Source organism: Ruegeria sp. HU-ET01832 (assembly GCF_040371315.1).
Lineage (GTDB): Bacteria > Pseudomonadota > Alphaproteobacteria > Rhodobacterales > Rhodobacteraceae > Ruegeria > Ruegeria lacuscaerulensis_A.
Window position 1 is genome coordinate 16,576 of the sequence record NZ_BAABWL010000010.1, and the last position, 19,615, is coordinate 36,190.

Annotated in this window: 16 protein-coding genes; 11 read left to right on the forward strand and 5 right to left on the reverse strand. The window is 54.8% G+C overall.

The features are described from left to right. Positions 1 to 6 precede the first annotated feature (6 nt). The 4 genes from ABWV79_RS21040 to ABWV79_RS21055 all read left to right on the forward strand — a co-directional run bounded on the left by ABWV79_RS21040 (position 7) and on the right by ABWV79_RS21055 (position 2,376). Positions 7 to 723, forward strand: a complete 717-nt coding sequence (locus tag ABWV79_RS21040) for an MbnP family protein (protein WP_353394632.1) — start codon at positions 7 to 9, stop codon at positions 721 to 723. A 134-nt stretch (positions 724 to 857) separates the two neighbouring features. Beyond that, complete coding sequence (locus ABWV79_RS21045) at positions 858 to 1,499, forward strand: Crp/Fnr family transcriptional regulator (RefSeq protein ID WP_353394634.1); 642 nt, start codon at positions 858 to 860, stop codon at positions 1,497 to 1,499. A 65-nt stretch (positions 1,500 to 1,564) separates the two neighbouring features. Further along, on the forward strand, positions 1,565 to 1,765 hold the full coding sequence (locus ABWV79_RS21050; protein WP_353394636.1) for a YgaP family membrane protein: 201 nt from the start codon (positions 1,565 to 1,567) through the stop codon (positions 1,763 to 1,765). Then, on the forward strand, positions 1,762 to 2,376 hold the full coding sequence (locus ABWV79_RS21055; protein ID WP_353394638.1) for a rhodanese-like domain-containing protein: 615 nt from the start codon (positions 1,762 to 1,764) through the stop codon (positions 2,374 to 2,376). Before ABWV79_RS21050 ends, ABWV79_RS21055 begins: the two co-directional genes overlap by 4 nt. Before the next feature lie 372 nt (positions 2,377 to 2,748). Here ABWV79_RS21055 and ABWV79_RS21060 read toward each other — a convergent pair whose 3' ends face one another. The 4 genes from ABWV79_RS21060 to ABWV79_RS21075 all read right to left on the reverse strand — a co-directional run bounded on the left by ABWV79_RS21060 (position 2,749) and on the right by ABWV79_RS21075 (position 10,260). After that, positions 2,749 to 4,806, reverse strand: a complete 2,058-nt coding sequence (locus ABWV79_RS21060) for an adenylate/guanylate cyclase domain-containing protein (RefSeq protein WP_353394640.1) — start codon at positions 4,804 to 4,806, stop codon at positions 2,749 to 2,751. 218 nt (positions 4,807 to 5,024) lie between these two features. Then, complete coding sequence (gene curA, locus ABWV79_RS21065; protein WP_353394642.1) at positions 5,025 to 6,056, reverse strand: NADPH-dependent curcumin/dihydrocurcumin reductase; 1,032 nt, start codon at positions 6,054 to 6,056, stop codon at positions 5,025 to 5,027. 230 nt (positions 6,057 to 6,286) lie between these two features. Then, entirely contained in the window at positions 6,287 to 8,695 is a 2,409-nt protein-coding gene (locus ABWV79_RS21070; protein ID WP_353394644.1) for a YbcC family protein, read from the reverse strand. A gap of 14 nt (positions 8,696 to 8,709) precedes the next feature. Beyond that, positions 8,710 to 10,260, reverse strand: a complete 1,551-nt coding sequence (locus tag ABWV79_RS21075) for a proton-conducting transporter transmembrane domain-containing protein (protein ID WP_353394646.1) — start codon at positions 10,258 to 10,260, stop codon at positions 8,710 to 8,712. Between the two features lie 112 nt (positions 10,261 to 10,372). On the opposite strand from ABWV79_RS21075, the gene ABWV79_RS21080 reads away from it, so the two are divergent. The 5 genes from ABWV79_RS21080 (at position 10,373) to ABWV79_RS21100 (ending at position 15,190) form a co-directional block, all read left to right on the forward strand. Continuing rightward, on the forward strand, positions 10,373 to 11,263 hold the full coding sequence (locus ABWV79_RS21080) for a LysR family transcriptional regulator (RefSeq protein WP_353394648.1): 891 nt from the start codon (positions 10,373 to 10,375) through the stop codon (positions 11,261 to 11,263). A gap of 171 nt (positions 11,264 to 11,434) precedes the next feature. Beyond that, a complete protein-coding gene (locus ABWV79_RS21085) occupies positions 11,435 to 11,950 on the forward strand; it encodes a DUF4178 domain-containing protein (RefSeq protein WP_353394650.1) in 516 nt (171 codons plus the stop codon). Beyond that, entirely contained in the window at positions 11,950 to 13,251 is a 1,302-nt protein-coding gene (locus ABWV79_RS21090) for a DUF4178 domain-containing protein (RefSeq protein ID WP_353394652.1), read from the forward strand. Before ABWV79_RS21085 ends, ABWV79_RS21090 begins: the two co-directional genes overlap by 1 nt. A 176-nt stretch (positions 13,252 to 13,427) precedes the next feature. After that, complete coding sequence (locus ABWV79_RS21095; protein WP_170356464.1) at positions 13,428 to 13,652, forward strand: DUF350 domain-containing protein; 225 nt, start codon at positions 13,428 to 13,430, stop codon at positions 13,650 to 13,652. After that, positions 13,649 to 15,190 (forward strand): polyamine aminopropyltransferase, encoded by a 1,542-nt coding sequence (locus tag ABWV79_RS21100; protein ID WP_353394654.1) that lies wholly within the window; start codon positions 13,649 to 13,651, stop codon positions 15,188 to 15,190. Before ABWV79_RS21095 ends, ABWV79_RS21100 begins: the two co-directional genes overlap by 4 nt. Here ABWV79_RS21100 and speD read toward each other — a convergent pair. Further along, positions 15,137 to 15,535 (reverse strand): adenosylmethionine decarboxylase, encoded by a 399-nt coding sequence (gene speD, locus ABWV79_RS21105; protein ID WP_353394656.1) that lies wholly within the window; start codon positions 15,533 to 15,535, stop codon positions 15,137 to 15,139. The genes ABWV79_RS21100 and speD overlap by 54 nt on opposite strands. A gap of 488 nt (positions 15,536 to 16,023) precedes the next feature. Here speD and ABWV79_RS21110 point away from each other — a divergent pair, with 488 nt between their 5' ends. Next, a complete protein-coding gene (locus tag ABWV79_RS21110; protein WP_170755919.1) occupies positions 16,024 to 17,175 on the forward strand; it encodes a porin in 1,152 nt (383 codons plus the stop codon). Positions 17,176 to 17,552: 377 nt separating this feature from the next. Then, complete coding sequence (locus ABWV79_RS21115) at positions 17,553 to 19,613, forward strand: 3-hydroxyacyl-CoA dehydrogenase NAD-binding domain-containing protein (RefSeq protein WP_353394659.1); 2,061 nt, start codon at positions 17,553 to 17,555, stop codon at positions 19,611 to 19,613. The last annotated feature ends 2 nt before the right edge of the window (positions 19,614 to 19,615 follow it).

The following is a 19,615-nucleotide window of genomic DNA, read 5'->3' on the forward strand; positions in this document are numbered from 1 at the left end:
CTGTTCATGATCAATCTTCTAACGGTAAAACGACAGTTGATGGGGGCAGGGTTGGGTCTGACCTTGTGGGGCGCGCAGGTTGCGGCTCAATCTCCGATGACGCTTGAATTCCACGCGATGACCGGTGACGCGACTTTCATTTTCGATGAATTTGTCCATTCCGATCCAATTGGGGGCGAACCTTTTCGCCTGCGCGACTTTCGATTTTTTCTAAGCAATGTGGTGTTTTCCGATGGCCCCCGGCAATTTGCGGTTCCCGACAGCTATTACCTGATCAGGTTTGATGGCCGTAGCCAAACATATGAGGTGACTATCCTGGAAATGCCCTTGCAGACCGTCTCGGAAATCTCCTTTGCCATCGGTTTGGATGCTCAGACCAACGGGTCGATCATGCCGCGCGGAGATGTAGACCCGAACAGCCGCATGGCGTGGAATTGGGAGATCGGCTACAAGTTCGTACTGGCCGAAGGCGCTCTGCGCGGGGCGGATGGGCTTATTCCTCTGGTCTACCATGTCGGGTTTGACGAGAATATGCGTGAGCAAAGCCTGGCTTTAAACCTTGAGAGCGGCGCGCGCGAAATTGCATTTGATGTTGATATAATGGCGTTGTTCGACGGCGAAACCCGGCTTGATCTCTCGGCCTTGCCGACTGTGAAAATGGATCGGGATGATGCCTCAGCGTTGGCTGACAATTTTGCCGGTTTGGTGAAGCAGCGGAAATAGGGCTCGCAAGGGCAGTCCCATTTGGGAATTTGAGTCACTTGCCCCGTCAGACATGGATTTGTCACAGGCGGTGTGGGTTTTTCCCAAAGCGGTCAGCGCTTAAGTTCGGGTCATCGCAATTCGGAGCTACCTAGGTGACGCATCAAAGTTGGAGCACATCCATCCTCGACCGGCTGGAAGCTGAAGGGACGCGCATGACAATCCCTGACGGAGCGCAGTTGTTTGCTCCGGGTGCCTACGGACAGGTTTTTCTGATTGTCCGGTCGGGGATCGTGCGCGTTGAACAAACCAGCCCGTCTGGTCGTACGGTGGTGCTGTACCGCGTTGGTCCCAATGATAGCTGTGTGATGACGACATCTTGTATGTTGTCCGACATTCCATATTCCGGTTTTGGCTATGCCGAAGGGGCAGTGACCGCACTGGCGATTGGCCGGGACCGGTTCAACGCGCTACTGGCTATGGACTCGGCGTTTCGCGCTGCGGTTTTCATGGCATTTTCTCAACGGATCGTCGAACTGTCCGAAGTCATCGACGACCTTTTGCTGAACCGTATGGATCAGAAGCTGGCGCAGTGGTTGCTGGATCAAGGCAAAGATGTCCCCGACATTCACACCACTCATCAGCGAATTGCCACTGAGCTGGGCAGCGCACGCGAGGTGATGTCGCGTATTCTCAAGGATTTCGAACACCGGGGATGGGTCGCGTTAGAACGGGGTGTAATCCACCTGCAGAATCGTTCTGCATTGCAGTTGCACGCAAAATCCGCGTCTGTGTGACCTCGTCACATATAGCCAAGCCAAAAGCTGCGAATCTCTTCCCAGATCATCAAGGAGATTCGATCATGGAATTCACATCCAACGTAGGCTCTATCGACCGCGCATTGCGTCTGATCCTGGGGACAGCGCTGATCCTCTTGGCTTTGACTGGCACTGTTGGCCTGTGGGGCTGGCTGGGCGCGGTGTTTATCGTTACAGCTTTCGTCAAATTCTGTCCGATCTACGCGATGCTGGGCCTATGCACCTGTGGAAAGGTCGACCAATGACCCTGCGCACACCTCCGTCACGCAGGGCCGTTCTGGGTATGGGGATCGCGACGGCGCTGGCCTTACCGTCGTTGGTTTCGGGTGCCAGTTCGATTGAAACTTCGGTCGATCCAGCGCGCCTATCAGACCGGCAACGGACACCATTGGGCTTGTATTTGACGCCGCAGGCTGCATTTGCGGCCCTGCAGCGGGATAGTGACATCTTGTTCGTCGACGTACGCGACCCGATCGAGGTTTCTTTTGTGGGCCACCCCGAGGGGTTGGATAAGATCATCCCACTGGGCATTGTTACTCACCAAGTCGATCCGCAAAGCGGTCAGTACCAAATGAAAAATAATCGTAATCTGGTGCCCGAGTTTGATGCTTTGTTGAAGCAGCAGGGGAGATTGCGGCAGGATGCCGTTTTTGTCACTTGTCGGTCAGGGGCGCGGTCTGCTGTCGCAACCCGTCAATTGGCCAAGGCGGGTTATACAAATGTCTGGAACCTGATCGAAGGGTTTGAGGGTGACAAGGACGCTCGCGGCGTACGTGCGCTTAATGGTTGGCGCAATGCGGGATTGCCATGGGGGTATCGTTTGGGCCCCGGCGTTGCATGGCAGGGCGCGACTTAACCTTGTTGTTGCAACAGGTATAGGGTTGCCTATCCCTAACCACGAGTGTGGTGTCGAAACTGAATGCGAGGCCACGCCCTTTTGTCGTGTGAAGCCAACGACCCGAGTGCGGCGTTTGGTACAAATTTAATCAACAGATCAGTTTGGGTTTTCAGTCCACCGTTTTGTAGGAGTGATGGGTGCTTAAACGGCGGGGTCAGGTCATATTTTTCTGAGAGATGCGCGCGCTGCGCGGGTAGGTCGAACACGGGGCTGTTTTTCTGTCTTACAATCTTTTGGCGCTCTGACTATCGGATTTCGTTTATTTTGAACACCAGTCAATAAAGGAAAATGTGCTGTTTTTTGCAGCTTCTGTAGAACCAGCTGACTTATTTAGGATTTTTCAGTGATGGTTACGGGCTTCCATCCCTCAGCGGGTGGGCTTGCCAGAAGTTCTCGCATTTTGTCGGCCATCGCGAGCGAGGCAAGGTCCCCGCCACGGATTTGGTCAGCGGTTTCAAATTCTGACAGGGCATTTTCGAATTGCCCGGCGCGATAAAGCGTTAGGCCGCGTTCATATGCCTCGATCCAATCGCGTGAGGGGTTGTATCCTTCGGTCATTGCAATCAGTTCATAAACCACAAGCTCTTCGCTGCGGCCGAACACCGTGAGCGTATCCAATTCGCGCACAATTACAGAATCGCCGGCTTCGCGTCGGGTCTCTGGGCCGATCAGGATAAGGGTGCCGTAGACTTTGTTCGCGCCTTCCAGTCGGCTTGCGACATTCACCACATCGCCAATCGCCGTATAGTTCAGGCGCTGTTCGGATCCTATGTTCCCCACAAGCGCCTCGCCGCTGTTCACCCCGATCCGTAGCCGCAGAGGAATACCCTGACTGTCCTTAATGCCTGCCGCGTCGACGGTTTTGACAAGATCCAGCGCCGCACGACAGGCGTTTTCCGCGTGGTTTTTATCCTGACGTGGTGCCCCCCAAAAGGCCATCACTGCATCACCCATGAACTTGTCGATAGTGCCGTCATGCTTTGCAATCGCGGCCGAAGCGGCAGTGAAGAACGGTTCCATCAACTGAACAATTCCTGGGCCCAGGTTCTCGGACAGTCCGGTAAAGCCAGTCACATCGCAAAACAAAACCGAGATTTGCTTCATATCACCGCCCGGCTGCGTTTTGATGCCTTCGGCAACCAGCATGCGAACCAAATCGGTTGGCACATATTTTCGGAACGCTGACAGACCCGCAGCCATACTGGCCGTTGCCGCAGACAGGTTGGCCAGTTCTGACAGCTTTGAGGGCCTGCGTGAAATACGCTCAACATCGAAACGTTCGATCTTGTTAAGGTCTTCGGCGATCCGCGCCAAAGGGTTCGCCACAACCCTACGGACCAGCCAGATGGCTAACCCGGTGGCGAAAACGACTACCCCAATCAGAATATAAAGAAGGTTGATCAGAGTTTTGTCGATTCCAGACAGGAATGCGGATTCCGGTATTACGGTAGCAACGCGCCAGCCATAAAATCCCAACGGGGTCAGGGCAACTGCATAGGGAACGCCGTCTATTACAACCCGGGTCGTTGCCCCGCCGGCAGGATTTTTGGCAGGGTCACCCAAAAGCCGTTCGCCCGATATCATGGCGGCCTCGTACAACTCGCCTTCGCCCATTCGGGCCGGTGTCGTTTCATCTGCCATGGCGTCGGGAACTGCGATCACCTTGCCATCAGCATCCAGAATATAGGCTGCTCCGAACTCGCCGGGATGTAAGGTCGCAAGGAACCGCGACAAACGGTCGGTTTCGATTGCGACCGCTAGAACACCCTGTCGCCCGCGGTTGACGTCAATGGGACCGGCATAAGCATAGACCGTTTTTTCACTTCCTGGCAGATCCCGCGCTTCGATCCATCCCGATGAGTTCAGGCTCATAAAGTTATTAAACCAGGCGTGGTCGCGTGGATCATATTCTGTTTCACGGAATTTTCGCTCTTCGAACTGGATGTCACCTGGAATGAAAATGTATTGGTCGGTTCGCAACTGCCGATCGCGGATGTTCCTATCGATTTCGACCATCTCAAGGCCGCCATCCCCAAGGCGGTGCGATGCGAAGAAATTGCCGTCGGGCCAGCCGAAGAATATCCACGAGATATTGGGCTGCGCTTGTAGTTGCGACAGGAATACGAATTCTCGCTTGTCTGCCTGGCGCGTGGCGATGACATTCTGCACGAAAATGGTGCGCACTGCGGCCCAGGCCGCTTCGGCCGAGCTGAGTGTCGCGCCGACCTCGATCCGGACGGTATTGGCGATCTGAGTGTTGATTTCAGCAGCCAGCATACGGCTGTTGTCCCGTGCCGTTGTCCACCAAAGCGTATGAACAATAAAAGTTGACACGCCAATGGACAGGGCGACCAGGATAGATACAGCGATGCCTACACTTATCCGCATCACATCTCCACAATAATGACCGGTAAAGCAGTATTGGATTGAGAATTTGCCAAGCGCAAAGGTTGCTTTGCTAAACGCCCGAAAATTCACGCATCTGTTAGGTTGATGCCATATCGACTGGCGGAAACGTGGCGGCCAAAACGGCGACCGGCCGACAATTCGCCGGATGTTTACTGGCGTTGCGCATCAAAGGCGCAACGCCTGCTTTCGAATGCCAATCAGCCGACTTTCACAACCATTTTGCCGAAATTACCACCAGCGAGTAGTTGATTGAAGGCCTCTGGCGCGTTTTCCAGCCCATCCACTACGTGTTCTTTGTACGATACCGAGCCGTCCTTAAGCCAGCCTGTCATGTCTCGTACAAATTCCTGATAAACCTCGGGGCCGAAATTGTCGAAAATGATGAACCCCTGCATTTTGACTTTCATCCGCAGCAAGGTGCCCAAGATCGCAGGGCCCATATCCGGCCCTTCCGGCAAACCGGGCAGGTTGTACCACGCTACGATTCCGCAGACAGGGACCCGTGCAAACGGGTTTAGCAACGGCAGAACTGCATAAAGCACCGTACCGCCAACATTCTCGAAATAGACGTCGATGCCATCTGGGCATGCATCGCGCAGTTGAGCTGCCATATCGTCGGATCTGTGGTCTATACAGGCGTCAAAGCCAAGGTTCTGGACAACATGCGCACATTTTTCCGGCCCGCCTGCGATGCCGACGACGCGACATCCTTTAAGCTTGGCAATCTGTCCCACAGTTGCCCCGACCGGTCCCGCAGCCGCTGCAACAACGACGGTTTCACCGGGCTTGGGCTCGCCAATTTTCAACAAACCTGCATAGGCCGTGTAGCCGGGCATTCCCAAAATACCCAAAGCCCAGGATGGATTGTCTGGTGTTTTGCCCAGATTGACCACCTGCTCTCCGTTCGAAATCGCGTAGTCCTGCCAGCCGCTCATATTCAAGACATAGTCACCGGCCTCGTACCCATCCAGGTTCGACTCGATCACTTGAGCCACAACCTGAGCGGTCATGACGCCGCCAATTTCGACGGGCTCGGCATAGGATTTTGCGTCGTTCATGCGGCCGCGCATGTAGGGGTCGAGCGACATAAAGACCGTTCGCACTAGCATCTCATCAGCGCCTGGTGACGGGATATCTGTGGTTTCAAGCCGAAGCGTGTTTTCGTTGGGCTGACCAACAGGGCGTTCAGCAAGAACGATACGACGGTTGGTATCGGATGTTTGGGGCATTGGAACCTCTTGCAAATATTTACCCGCACCAGAAACCTTAAGCGAGCAAGGTGCAAGGGAAACAATGCAGGTAAAAGGGGAAACCGTCAGGGACTGGCCAAGAATACTCTGGATATTTAGCCTCTTTGCCCTCGTAGTCTTGTTTCAAGCTAGGCAAAATAGACAGGCTGGCTAAGTCCAATTTCAAATGGACCTAACCGCCAAAATTACTGTGTCTTGCTGCTCTGTTCTTATTCTGCTGCGATTGCGCCTGAGGTGTCTGGAGTTTCGCGGATTGGGGACCACTCAAGGTCGCCGTCGTATCTCCAAGCCAGTTGTCCGCTGTCATCCATGGCGATCAGGTTAAGCCACCCATTGTCAAAAAGCGCTTTGACGTCAGGGTGACGTGCCAAGATGTTTGACATCGCCTCGCGAGGGGCTTCGATGACCACCGTCAAGCGCAGAGGATCATGCTGGAATCCGTTGCCATCATACACGGACTGCCATGGCAAGCCCGGCCTGGGGGCGCCGTTATTGCCTTCCAGCACGCCTATCCCGCCAACCACATTGTGCAGAAGTTTGTTGCCTCCTCCGAACAAGTCGGGCGCAACGGTCGAACCGTAATATTGCAAGCTGATCCAGCTGGCCACGACAACCGGAGCAGTCATGATCAATTCAAGGACGCCAAACCCATCATCCTGTCGCCAGTTGTAGTTGTGCAGAAATGCCCGCCCGGACAAGTCCGCGCCATTGGTCCGGTCACGTGGAGCGGCGACAAACGCTCGACACCCGGCAAGACCCCATTCGGGCCGCGTTTCAGCCCAATCACGTGCACGACGCAGAACTGCTGCAGACTCGTTTGCACGCGGCAGGCGTTGCGCGCGTTCTGCGCGGGACAGATCCCCTGCGGCATCCAACCAGGTTTTGAGCTGCGCAATCTCTGCCGCTGCGGTGCCTGATGGTAAATCCTGGTCGAACAAAGTGACCATATCAGTCGTCGTGTGATGCAACGCAGGTAAGAACACGGTGTCTTCGGGTATATCTATCCCTTGAGCCTGAAGACAACTTCGTATGTCGGGATCATTCAACAGCCCAGCCAAAAGGCGAGCGTTCACATCTCCGGCGTAGCCACCACAAGCCCCACATTGCAATGCGCTTTCATGGGGGTTGTTTGTGACGTCGGCACCGTGGCCCGCCAACATGACAATTCGTGCGAAGTTATGGGTCAGCGACATAGCCGACAAAACAGACTTGGCCATACCGACCCGCGTTTCAAAGCTTAGGGAAGGGTCCAGTTTTGGCGCCGGTTCCGGTTTGGCCTTGTCACCCAGACCAAACGAATCCCGCACAAGTTTACCGGCATAAACCGGGCCGCTGGCCTCGACAAAGGCAAAGGACGACACGGCGGCCAGCTTGAACCGGCCCCATGCGCGTTTAGCCCGCGCCGTGTAGCGGCGGTTCAGGTCAGCTTTGACAGGTTCAACAGCTTCCGAGGTTGCCCCGGCTTTCAATAGAACCGGACCCCTGAACTCGGTCACGTCCGACCCTGCAGCCTTGTGTGCGCTGGCCAAACCGAAGAACCCGGCAAAGCCGATGGTTTCGATTTTGGCATCCTGCGCTTCCAGCGCCCTGCGGAAAACCTCAGAGCGGACGTCGATGCAGAACGCTGCCTGTACTTCAGGGCGTCCATTGGAGGCGACGGGTTCGCTTTTTTTCAGTTTAGTAGCCAAAGCGCGTTGTTGTGCGCGTTCAGCTGCATCCTGCAGGACAGCGTCGATAACCTCGGACTTGGACGGCGTGACGGGTGTGCGGTGCTTGGCTACGACCTCGGCCCAACGGGCGGCGATTTGGTCTTGGTAGAGGTCATATAGCGCCTCATCAAACACCATGCGAACGGCCAGCAACTCGGCCACAGTGCTGTCCGGGCGTCCGTCCAATTCGGCCTGCCACAAATGATACCGGCCGTACTGCGCCCAACCTCCCAAGGTTATCAACCAGCGATGGAATGTCGTTTTGGCGGCCTCAGTGTCGACGCCCAACCGCTCGGACGCCCTTCCTATGGCGCGCCAATGCGACCTGTTGGTTCGAGTGACAAAGGCGCAAAAGCCTTTCAAACCGTGGATTTCAGGCGTCAGGTCACGCGTGGCGAATTCCCGCCACGACTGGAATACGCCGCCTGTATCGGCTTGCTGCCAGAGCGCCTGACCCTGATCAAAATGACCCGCAGCCCAGGCGCCGATGCGATCCTCGATCAAGCCAGGCCAATCAATACCAGAAACATCGGCAGCAAGTTCGGCGACGGTTGCCAGTGGCTGCGGCGTGTCATGAGGTGTGTCTAATGCGTCCAGTACTTCTTGCAGGCTTGGTGCGTTAAATTGCCCTTCAACCGCCGACACAGCGGCGCGCACATCTTCCTGCGAGATTTCGTCGCTCTCAAATTTGGCTTTCCAGTATTCGCGAGCAGGGGTGATCCGTGTTCCGGCAACCCGTTCAAGGCGTGCCGCGGTGACAGAAAGTGGCTCATCAATCTGGCCAAGAAAGGGGTTCACCGCAACGCTAGAAGAAAGCGGGAACAGGGGCGGGATCGCTTTGGAGGCGTCGTTGGCCTCGGTCACAAGTTCCAACAAAGGGGCGGGGTAGGTTTCAAGTTTCGCAAACATGAGGAAAGTTCTTTTCACACGATCGAACGCTTGGACCAACCGTCCAGCAACTTATCGAAAACTGCATTTGCATAGAGACCATTGGTCAGGTGAACCCTTGGCCCTGCCGCTGCTGGGTGCGAGGCCCATAACGGGAATGTCGCCTGTGCCACGGCAACACAGCCAAAGCTGATCAATGCGAGGATAATCAAAGCCCATTCAAGCGGGCCCGGGACCGGAGTAGCTGGCAGGGTTCCAGAAGTCAGTTTCTGTGCGATGACCTGCAGGGCGAAATAGCTGACCGAAGTGACCAGAGCATAGGCGACAGTGCGTTGCATCAACGCCCGTGGGGCAGCATCAGCAAACCCTTGGGCCAAGAGATAAGCGACGCCGAAAATCAGGATGACTCCCAGTGCAATGGCCTGAACCGATTTTCCGTCAAACCCAACGACCATGCCAACAAGTCCGTAGATTGCTATCGCGATCACAAAAGACAACAACACGTTACGCGCGCTTGGGACGGCAATCGGTCCAGGGCGGCGAATTGCAGCGACGTTTCGCACTGCTTCGCCTGCACTTAGGAACGCATGTGCCTTATACAGCGAATGGGCCACAATGTGCAGCAATGCCAGCGGGAACAGCGCCAAGCCACATTGCATGACCATGAAGCCCATCTGGGCAATGGTCGACCATGCAAGCGATGTTTTTACTGCTGGTTGTGTCAGCATCACCAACCCGCCGAACAAGGCGGTGAACCCTCCCAACATGACCAACAAAGCCATCACACCCGGCGCAAGCAACATTACGTCGGCGAAACGTATTAGCAGCAGACCGCCAGCATTGATGACACCTGCATGCAGCAGGGCCGAAACGGGCGTTGGGGCCTCCATAACCTCGGTCAGCCATCCATGCAGCGGGAACTGGGCTGAAGCCAGGACAGCAGACACGGCAATCAGAAAGGCAGCGGACATCGTCAGCCAGTTTGGTTCTACGACCGAAAGGATCGTTTTTATGTCTGTAGTCCCGGTGGCGACAACGATCAGCGCAAAAGCCAATGCCAAGGTCGCCTCGCTTAGCCGTGCAACGAAGGCTTTTTTACGTGCTGCGCGCTGCGCGGTGGCGCGTTCCGGATAGAATAGCAGCAATTTGTTCAATGCCAGGCTGGTCGCGACCCAAGCCACGAAGAACTGCACAAGGTTGCCGGACATGACCAATAGAAGAACCGACGCCAGTGTGACTGACATCCAGCCCGCGAAGGCACCTTGGTGGTCTTCGCCATCCATGTAAGTTCTGGAATAGCGGATCACGATCCAGCCGATGAAGTTGACTAGCAGCAGCATCACGGAACTCACCGCATCCAGGTGAACCGAGAGCCCGACGCCGAACATCCCGATCAATGCCGATGTGCCGGGCCCGTTTATCATCAGAAATATGGTTGCAAGGATCGAGGAAACAAAGGCCGCGAATGCGGCAACTTCAGTCAGGCCTGCTATGTTTCCCGGCCGTTTTCCGGGTTGCCGCGACGCAAGCCAAGCTGCCCCAAGTAAAACGAGCGGGCCAAGAAGCGGCAAAAAAACGTAAGCCATAGTCAATTTCCTTCTGTTTCGCGGCCAAAGGGCCTTTTGCGGCAGATAGGACAGAATTTGTGACAATAAAAATTCATTGTTTGTAAGATTACGTTCTAATAAATAGAACAATATGCCGTTGAACTATCACCATCTCAGATATTTTTGGGCCGTTGCGCATGACGGTAACCTGACCCGCACGGCGCAGCGTCTGAACCTGTCTCAGTCGGCTCTTTCTGTACAAATCAAACAACTGGAAGAACGTCTGGGTCACGCCTTGTTTGAACGCCGCGGTCGGCAGTTGCAATTGACCGAGGCTGGTCGCATCGCGCTGGACCATGCAGACGCGATTTTCGCCACGGGGCAAGAGCTTGTGGCCACGATGGAAGGAACAGTTCAGAACCGAAAGGCACTTAGGGTGGGGTCGCTGGCGACCCTGTCACGCAACTTTCAGATTGGGTTTCTAAGGCCCATCTTGTCTCGTATGGATGTGGAGGTGATCCTAAGATCGGGCAGCCCGATCGAATTGTTAGAGGGTTTAGAAGCGCACAATCTGGACCTTGCCTTGATGAACAGGCCTCCCCCTGATGATAGTCTGACCCCTTTCGAAATTCATTCGATCGGTGAGCAAGAGGTTAGCATCGTGGGCACTCCGGCACGGTTGCAGCCTGATGCACCTTTGCGCGAGTTGTTGCATAAACAACCGTTTATTCTGCCGACAACTGACAGCAGCGTTCGAACGGCCTTTGACGCGCTGGCCAGCCGGTTATCGGTCCGTCCACAGATCGCCGCCGAGGTGGATGATATGGCGATGATGCGACTGCTCGCGCGCGAAGATATTGGCCTTGCGCTTGTGGCGCCTATCGTTGTGACAGACGAACTGACTTCGGGTCGATTGAAAGAGGCCAAAGAGCATCCCCGGATCAAGGAAACGTTCTACGCGGTCACTCTACGAAGGCGGTTTGCAAATCCTTTGGTGCAGCAGATTTTGGAGCAGAATTCCGGCTCTGCATTCTTGACCTGATCAAAAAGCAACACTCGTCATCTTGCTCTGTCAAACTGTTCTTGCGCTTTGGCAACCCATAAGCAACTTGACGGTATGGAGAATTTGAACTGTCCGAATTGCGGGACGGACTGCCCGATTTCATTGACGTTGATTAAGGTCGTTGTTTGTCCGTCTTGCGGAACCACGCTGATGCTGAGCGACGAAACGGCCTCGGTCGCGGGTGACCAAGGCGTGATGCATGATGCACCTCTACTATTCGGGATTGGCGACCGGGTGGTGATGGGCCGGACTTCGACCCGAATTCTTGGTCACGCCCGATATTCTTACGGCCGCGGGTTTTGGGATGAGTTCTGCGGTGTGGATGAAGCCGGAGAAACCTGCTGGATTTCGGTCGACGAGGGTGACGTCGTGCGGCAAACCCGTTTGCAGGCGGACGACGCGCCGAAGAACCAACCGCCCTTCAAACCCGGCGAAACATTATACTTCGACTCGGCGACGTTTACGGTGACAGAAGTGGAAAGTGCCGAATGTATCGCGTTGCGCGGGCAGTTCGACGAAGCTCTGACCGTGGGAGAAATCTATCAATTCGTAAACGCGTCTGCCGGTGACGAAGCGTTGCTGTCCGGTGAATTTTGGGGTCAGTCCGCCGCTTGGTTCTATGGTCGCTGGTACGATCCTTTCGACATACAGGTTGAGCGCCAGTAATGGCCAGAAACCCCGAGATACTGTCGATCAACTGCACGAGCTGCGGCGCGGGACTGAACGTGTTGGGTGGCGGTCGTGTCGTGGTGCAAATCTGCCCCTATTGCGGTAGCGAACTGGACGCACAGGACAACTACAGAACTCTCAGGCAGTTCAAGGGACTTACGCGTCCCAAGACACCGTTTTCGATCGGGATGACCGGCGCGCTCTATGGGGTCGATTTCACCATTATCGGGTTGATTGAACACTCAGAGCGGTGGGGCGGGCGGTTCTACACGTGGATTGATCACCAGCTTTATTCGCCCACACATGGTTATGCGTGGCTAACGCTGGAAGCTGGCCATTTGGTGTTTACACGACGCCACCGTGGGCCAGGATGGATATCTGAGCGGGCAGTGGAAATATCAGAATATCCGCCGATTGTCCGCGTAAATGGAGAGCGGTTTGTTTATTTCGAAACGACGACAAGCTCGATCACCTACGTCGAAGGTGAATTCACGTGGCGGCCAGAAATAGGCGAGCAAACCACTACCATCTCAGCGATGTCTGATGCGGCGATGCTGGGATTTTCTACGACTGGCTCTGAACGCGAGAGCTATCGTTCGATTTATGTCCCCAGAAAAACAGTCGAAGACGCATTCGATGTTCAGCTTGATCAGAAACCTTTTCGCGTTCACCCGCTTGAGCCATTTGTCGCCGGACCGAACTATGGCTTTGTACTGGTTGCCTCGTGCGTGTTTGCGATCATCTGCCTTGTCATGTCCTTTGTTTTTGCCAGCCGCACGGGTGAAGATGTGCTGGGCGCGCATGTCCTGACGCGGGCGGATTTTCCCGCAGAAATCACGTTCCCGCTGGAAGCCAACAGTCAGCTTACGCGTATTTCTTTTTCGGCCGATGTTCGCAACAGCTGGGCGTATCTGGATCTGGAATTGCTGGATCCAGACGATACTCCTGTCTTCCTCGCAGGCCGGACCATCGAGTATTATTCGGGCCGCGACGCCGACGGATCATGGAGCGAAGGAACAAGACGCGCCAACTTGTCGTTTCGGCCAGAACGTACAGGCGATTACACACTAACAGTGGACGTGCCCGACCAAGGGGTCTGGACCGGGCCGGGAGCATCCTCGGTTCCGAGTTATCCTTTCAACCAGCTCACGATCAGTGTGCGTTCCGGTCTGTCCAGCAGCTTGTGGACGCTTGCGTTGGCCGGAGGCTTCGGGTTGTTGTTCTTGCTGCAATTCGGACGTAAATGGCTGCACCAGCGCGCCCGTTGGTCCGGAACCGATTGGGTGGATGAGGATTAACGTGAACCTGTTCCGAGCTATTTTTATTGTCATTTCAACCACCGCAATCGCTTCAGTGGGGTACGTCGCATGGCACGGCTATGGCGCCGAGAGCCGGGATTTGGATACTTCGGTTCGCGTCGGTAGCGGTGGCGGCGGATATTATCGAACAGGTCGTGTAAAATAAGGGAAAACCAATGGAATATCTGGCAGCGATTCAGATCGCCGAGATTGTAAGCACCATCTTCTACACTGTTCTTGGTGTCTCGCTGATGTGGGGTGTCTGGAAAGTGATCGACTGGCTGACGCCGTTTTCCATCGTGCGCGAGATCGAGAAGGACCAGAACATTGCGCTGGCAATTCTGATCGGTCTGCTATTCGTGGCCGTCTCAATTATCATCGCAGCTGTCATCCTGTCATGACACCCGCTCCGGCGGTTCAGGCACGGGCGGTTTGGTTGCTTGCGGCGACCTTTCTGGTGGCCGTGGCTGGCCTGATCTACGAGCTGATTGCCGCAACTCTTTCCAGTTATCTGCTGGGCGACTCGGTGCGTCAGTTCTCGCTGGTTATCGGGATTTTCCTGTCGGCAATGGGGGTTGGCGCGTGGCTGTCGCGCTTTGTTACTCATGCTTTTTCGGGGTTTGTTTGGGCGCAAATTCTGTTGGGCATTGTCGGTGGCTTCATGGCCCCGGTTCTGTTCCTGAACTACGCGTGGATAGGTCAGGTGGCCTTGCCTTTGTACGCGGCACTGGTTGCGATCGGGATCTTGTCGGGCATGGAATTGCCATTGATCGCGCGTGTGTTGGAGGAGATCGGGGCGCTAAAGTTCCGTTTCGAAAACGTGTTGAGCGTTGATTACGTGGGGGCTTTGGTGGCCTCACTGGCATTTCCGTTGTTAGTTATTCCGCATTTCGGATTGATGTCCGCAAGTCTTGCATTCGGCGCGTTAAATCTTGCGGTGGCGGGGCTGTCATTGCTGGTGTTTCGGGAGCTGGCGACCGGCAGGCAAGTCACAGTCTGGACGTTGGCCATGCTGGCCACGGTTGCGGGCCTATGGCAATCCGAACGGCTGGTCTCCATAACCGAGGCTGAGTTGTTTGATGATGACATAGTCCTGTCGGAAAACACTCCATATCAACAGGTTACTGTTACGCGGTATCGAGACAGAGTGCGGCTGTTTCTGGACCACTCAATCCAATTCGACAGCCTTGACGAACATCGGTATCACGAACCTTTGGTTCATCCTGCAATGGCTTTGGCACCGCGCAGGGCTCAGGTGCTGGTTCTGGGCGGAGGGGACGGAATGGCCGTCAGAGAGGTGCTCCGCTACCCAGATGTTCACAATGTCACTTTGGTGGACCTTGATCCAAGAGTCATCGAGTTGTTTCGCGACCATCCTGCATTATCGAGTTTGAATGATTTTGCTTTAAGGGATCCTCGCGTAACGATCCTAAGCAATGATGCGTGGAAATTCCTGGAACAGGATCACAAGATTTATGATGTGATCATTGTAGATTTGCCTGACCCGAAATCCATAAGCTTGTCACGCCTGTATACTAGGCAATTCTATTCCATTCTGGTCGAACGCCTCAGCGCGCAAGGAATGCTTGTGACTCAAGCCGGTTCACCTTTTTTTGCCCGACAGGCGTTTTGGTTCGTTGTTGGAACGATCGAGTCCAGCCGGAATCCTCAGCAACCGGGGCAGGGGCTAAGTGTTTTGCCCTATCACAGCTACGTGCCCAGTTTCGGTGAGTGGGGGTTTGTGTTGGCCTCGCCAGAGCCTGTGTCAGGCCGAAAGATCTTGTTGCCGGCGGGGTTGCGATATCTTGATGAAGATGTTTGGCGTGCAACGCAGGTATTCGGAGCTGATACCGCGCGTATCGCGGCTGATCCGAATACGCTGCAGTCACATGCTTTGGTCGGCTACTATTTGGACGGGTGGGATTTCTGGTTCCGTTAAGGCACCTCGGTGAATACGAGTGATGTCCACACTCTCGGGGTGCAGCAATTCTGCAAGGCAGTTCACGGCGCGTTCTGGACAGGTGCCCCCGCACATAAAAATGTCGATCGCGGCATAAGATTTCTCGGGCCATGTGTGAATCGAGATGTGAGACTCAGCCAGCAACAGAACGCCCGTAATGCCGCCATGGCCACCGAAAGTGTGAAAGCTGCTTGAAAGGATTGTCGCCCCTGCAGCGTGGGCCGCAGATTTCAGCGCGCTCTCTAGATACGAGGAGTCCGTCAGCCTCGACCCGCCATGATGGTCCAATAGTATGTGCGTCCCGACGGGATTCTTCCTGATCATGTCATGCGTTTACACGGAAAAAGCGGGCCACGAAAACCCCCGGTTGCCCAGCTCGGGGGCATGTCTGGTCATGGCGAGCGGTAGCCTGTTTTCAAAGTCCGATTTTCTCAGACGTGGCGTGTCGAAAAATCACGTGACACACCGGAAGCGCTTGGGTTAGCTTATCTCAAAACGAAACTAAAAAACATAATACGTAAATACTTGAAGGCATATAATATGCGGTCGCCCGTTGGGACTCTGAGGAAATTCCCATAGGAGCAGCGCAATGGGCCACGGCATTTAAGCTGTTGCCTGTATCAGGAACTCTGTGGCTTCGGCAACGAGTGGAGTTCTGAAGCAGGCGCGGTGTTTCATTGAAACACGGAGGAGCCGAAATTCAGACAAGACATATCTGCACATCCGCTGCGCACCTTTATCTGACACTGACCGGACAACAAACGCAGAGATGATCCGGTGCGTTGCGATATTTAAAAATGAGGGAATGACAGATGACACAGAAAACCAGATTGATATCTTCGGCTGCCGTTCTGGCTCTGGGTTTTGCACTGCCGGCTGCGGCCGAGTTAAAGTACGACAACAACTCGGGCGGATTTGTTGTGCTGTATGGACAGTTGAACCCCGCTATCATCTCGGTTGATGACGGAGAAGAGACCGAAACCAATGTTCGCGACTTTGACGCCTCCAACAGCCGTGTTGGACTACGGCTCGAGCAACCCTATGGCGCCAACACGTTCCGGTTCCGCTTTGAAACTGCACTAGGTTTGCCAAATTCGACCGAAACGGATCAGAACGGCAACGACTTTAGCGGCTGGACACGCGAAGACATTCGGCATGTAGATTTGTCCCTAGAGGGAGACTGGGGCACTTTCTCGGCCGGGCAGGGCAGCATGGCCGCTGACGGTGTCGCCGAACAGGATTTGTCGCTGGTTGCTCTGGTCTTGTATTCGTTCACCGCGGATTCAAACGCATCCTTCCTGTTCCGTGACGATGGCGGCATTCTGAGTGGGCCGACGGTCTCTGGAACAACCGATAACTTTGATGGCGCGCGGCGCACACGGGTGCGCTATGACACGCCGTCGTTTAATGGGTTTTCGTTCAGTCTGTCTTATGGCCAGAACGTGTTGGAAGAAGATTTCAACGATGACCGCGACTATTATGACTTTGCAGCCTACTACCGAAACACGTTTGCCAACGGTGTCGAAGTTGCTGCCGGACTAGCCTATCAGGTACGTGGATCCGGCAACAGCGGTGCAGGCGGCAGTGAAAGCGAAAAGCGTGAGGACGTTGTTGGATCGGCCTCGGTTCTGTTGGATAACGGCTTAAGCTTCGCGGTCGCCATCGGTGAGAGGGATGTGGACGATGATGCCTCGGCAGATCCCAGTTTTTACTATCTCAAAATCGGCTACGAGGGCGACTGGTTCAACTTTGGTAAAACCGGTGTCGGGCTTCATTACTGGGACGGCTCAGATTTTAACGCGGATGGTTCGGATTCTGAGGTCTGGGGCATTGGTGTCGTCCAAAAAATCGACCAGTACAATATGGAAGCTTACTTCTCGTACCAGGATTATGCCTATGACGATTCATCCGATGAGTTTGATGACCTGTCCACAGTCGTCTTGGGCGCACGCTGGCGCTTTTGAAGCCGATTCACGTTTGCGGGCCCTTCTTTGACTGGCCCGCAAAAGGATGACATCGAACGATTATAGGCCCTGTTTCCGGACTATCCCAAGGCGCTTTGCGCGGATAAAATTGCTTACTCTGCTTCAGCTATCGCTGGAGCTACTGAAGGTGTATTGAATCCGATCACGATTAACACGAGTTCTTTCGTGCCTTTGGCCGCGCTGCTCTTCATTTCTTAAATCAGTGACTGACGAGAAACCCTCTGGTGCCGAGACTCCAAAACTTGTTTTGTGGGTGCTGACAGAATGCAGCAGAAGTTTAGGGCTGACACCTCGCAATGACAGCACACAAGGCAACGGAGGCTTTGGGCGTATGCGAGTGAAATCAGGAGGAACCCATGGCGTCAGTTGAAATACGCAAAGAAAATGGCCTAGCGCTCGTAAAAATCGACAATCCGCCGGTCAACGCGGCGGGGTATAGTGTGCGTAGCGGGCTGGTGAACGCAGTCCGTGATCTGGCCGGGGACGAAACCGTTCGCGTTATAGTACTTTATGCTGCGGGGCGGACTTTTGTCGCCGGTGCTGATATTCGCGAGTTCGGCCAGCCGCCGAAACAGCCGGTTTTGCCCGAAGTGTGTGAGATACTGGAAGCCAGCGCCAAGCCTATTGTATGCGTTCTGCATGGAACAACACTGGGTGGAGGCCTTGAGATCGCGCTTAGCTGTCACGCGCGGGTCGGCATAAAGGGTCTTCGACTGGGCCTACCGGAAGTTAACCTCGGCCTGTTGCCCGGTGCGGGCGGAACGCAACGCCTTCCGCGCCTGGTTGATGGGCAAACGGCGCTTACAATGATCACCTCTGGTAAACCGGTATCAGCAAACGTCGCACTGGATGCAGGGTTGCTGGATGATCTGCAAGAGGGTGATCCCGAAGCGGTAGCGTTGGCTGCAGGGCAAAAGGTGTTGGACGGCACCCTGAAAACCCGCGCAACTGCCGATCAGGACAATCGCCTCAGTGCTGATGTAATCGACGCCTTTCGCGGCAAGATCACCGGTGAGGTCGCTGAACGCGCCTTAAAGGCTGCTGAAGCAAGTAACCTACCGCTCGCCGAAGGTCTAAAGATTGAACGTGAGCTTTTCGTGGAAGCGATGGGTAGCAACGCACACAAAGGGCTGAAGCATGCCTTCTTCGCGGAAAGGGCAGTTGCCCATATTCCCGAAGCCAAGGCCGAAGCAAGAGAGCTGACCTCGGGCGGGGTGATTGGGGGTGGTACCATGGGCTCGGGCATTGCTACGGCGATGCTTCTGGCCGGGATGCCCGTTACGCTGGTTGAGATGGAAAAGGACCGTGTGGATTTCGCTCGCAATACGATCACCAAAAATCTTGCCGGTGCCGTCCAGCGCAGCAAACTGACCGAGGCGCAAAGGGACACGGCCTTGGCCGCATTGACATGTACCACGGATATGGCCGCGCTGGCGGATGTGGACGTTGTGATCGAGGCTGTTTTTGAATCCATGGAGGTCAAGCAGGAGGTTTTCGGAAAACTTGATGAGGTTTGCAAACACGGTGCCATCCTTGCCACCAATACCTCCTATCTTGATGTCAATGAAATCGCATCAACGACCACGCGGCCTAAGAATGTCATCGGTTTGCACTTTTTCTCACCTGCTCATGTCATGCGATTGCTTGAAATTGTGGTTGGTAAAGAAACCGCGCCCGAGACGGTCGCCACCTGTTTCAAACTTGCGAAGAAACTCCGAAAGATTGCGGTTCGGGCCGAGGTGTGTGACGGGTTTATCGGAAACCGAATTCTGGCGCATTACCTGAAATCAACGTCTTACATGCATCTTGATGGGGCGCCGTTTGATCAAATCGACACTGCGTTGGAAGAGTTCGGTTTCGCTATGGGACCTTTCGCTGTCTCGGATCTTGCTGGTTTGGATATTGGATGGGCCACGCGGAAACGCAAAGCTGCCTTCCGTCCGTCGCAGGAACGGTATGTCGAGATTGCCGACCGTATTTGCGAACAAGGTTGGTTCGGACGCAAGACAGGCAAAGGGTTCTACTTGTACGACGGCAAAACCCGCAGCGTTAATCCAGCGGTGGCCGAATTTGCGCAGGCTGAACGAAACGCCAAAGGGATCACTCGGCGCAGCTTTACCAATCAGAAAATTGTCGACCGATACATGGCGGCGATGGTGTCCGAAGCCGCTCGGGTCGTTGAGGACAAAATAGCCCTGCGTCCCATTGATGTAGATGCTGTATTTCTATTCGGTTACGGGTTTCCGCGCGTATGGGGTGGACCTCTGCAATATGCCGATATGACGGGGCTGGATGTTCTGGTGCAACGCATTGAGGCATACGCGCAAGAAGACCCTTACTACTGGCAGGTTCCAGACCTGCTGCGCGAACTGGCCGAAGCGGGTAAAACCTTCGGCGATCTTAACAAAGTGGCGTGAAC

Bases quoted from the DNA above. Each gene is read 5' to 3' on its own strand.
- ABWV79_RS21040 (WP_353394632.1), top strand. From the start codon at position 7: ATGATCAATCTTCTAACGGTAAAACGACAGTTGATGGGGGCAGGGTTG.
- ABWV79_RS21050 (WP_353394636.1), top strand. From the start codon at position 1,565: ATGGAATTCACATCCAACGTAGGCTCTATCGACCGCGCATTGCGTCTG.
- ABWV79_RS21055 (WP_353394638.1), top strand. From the start codon at position 1,762: ATGACCCTGCGCACACCTCCGTCACGCAGGGCCGTTCTGGGTATGGGG.
- ABWV79_RS21060 (WP_353394640.1), bottom strand. From the start codon at position 4,806: ATGCGGATAAGTGTAGGCATCGCTGTATCTATCCTGGTCGCCCTGTCC.
- curA (WP_353394642.1), bottom strand. From the start codon at position 6,056: ATGCCCCAAACATCCGATACCAACCGTCGTATCGTTCTTGCTGAACGC.
- ABWV79_RS21070 (WP_353394644.1), bottom strand. From the start codon at position 8,695: ATGTTTGCGAAACTTGAAACCTACCCCGCCCCTTTGTTGGAACTTGTG.
- ABWV79_RS21075 (WP_353394646.1), bottom strand. From the start codon at position 10,260: ATGGCTTACGTTTTTTTGCCGCTTCTTGGCCCGCTCGTTTTACTTGGG.
- ABWV79_RS21080 (WP_353394648.1), top strand. From the start codon at position 10,373: ATGCCGTTGAACTATCACCATCTCAGATATTTTTGGGCCGTTGCGCAT.
- ABWV79_RS21085 (WP_353394650.1), top strand. From the start codon at position 11,435: ATGCTGAGCGACGAAACGGCCTCGGTCGCGGGTGACCAAGGCGTGATG.
- ABWV79_RS21090 (WP_353394652.1), top strand. From the start codon at position 11,950: ATGGCCAGAAACCCCGAGATACTGTCGATCAACTGCACGAGCTGCGGC.
- ABWV79_RS21095 (WP_170356464.1), top strand. From the start codon at position 13,428: ATGGAATATCTGGCAGCGATTCAGATCGCCGAGATTGTAAGCACCATC.
- ABWV79_RS21100 (WP_353394654.1), top strand. From the start codon at position 13,649: ATGACACCCGCTCCGGCGGTTCAGGCACGGGCGGTTTGGTTGCTTGCG.
- speD (WP_353394656.1), bottom strand. From the start codon at position 15,535: ATGATCAGGAAGAATCCCGTCGGGACGCACATACTATTGGACCATCAT.
- ABWV79_RS21110 (WP_170755919.1), top strand. From the start codon at position 16,024: ATGACACAGAAAACCAGATTGATATCTTCGGCTGCCGTTCTGGCTCTG.
- ABWV79_RS21115 (WP_353394659.1), top strand. From the start codon at position 17,553: ATGGCGTCAGTTGAAATACGCAAAGAAAATGGCCTAGCGCTCGTAAAA.